This window comes from Natranaerobius trueperi (assembly GCF_002216005.1).
Lineage (GTDB): Bacteria > Bacillota > Natranaerobiia > Natranaerobiales > Natranaerobiaceae > Natranaerobius_A > Natranaerobius_A trueperi.
Map to the genome: position 1 here is coordinate 1 of NZ_NIQC01000102.1, position 345 is coordinate 345.

General features: G+C 33.3%; 1 protein-coding gene and 1 pseudogene. One reads left to right on the forward strand and one right to left on the reverse strand.

What is annotated here, in order from left to right; all coding sequences use genetic code 11:
- Positions 1–169: pseudogene (locus tag CDO51_RS14845) on the forward strand (IS30 family transposase); the annotation flags it as partial.
- A 59-nt stretch (positions 170–228) separates the two neighbouring features.
- Here the strand turns inward: CDO51_RS14845 and CDO51_RS14850 are convergent.
- Positions 229–345 (reverse strand): ATP-binding protein (locus CDO51_RS14850; RefSeq protein WP_240503555.1); only part of this gene is annotated, 117 nt, incomplete at its 5' end.

Consider the following 345-nt stretch of genomic DNA (forward strand, 5'->3'; position numbering starts at 1 on the left):
TAACGGCCTTATTAGACGCTTTATCCCAAAAGGGAAGAGCCTACTTGATTTTTCAACAGAAGCAATTGCTAAAGTTCAAGTCTGGTGCAATACTTTGCCTAGGAAAATCCTTGATTACTTAACACCAAATGAAGCTTTTCTTGAACAGTGTGAGGCCTTACTTGAATGATTTTTATATTACAGTTGGAAACTAGTTCAATTTAATATTGCAATTTACGTAAAAAATAATTACTGAGAATTCAGCCAATCTTTAGTTTCTTTTAACCTGTATGAATTACCATTCATATTAACGATGTAAGATTTGTGAGTTAACCTATCAATCATTGCCGCTGTCATTACTGGATC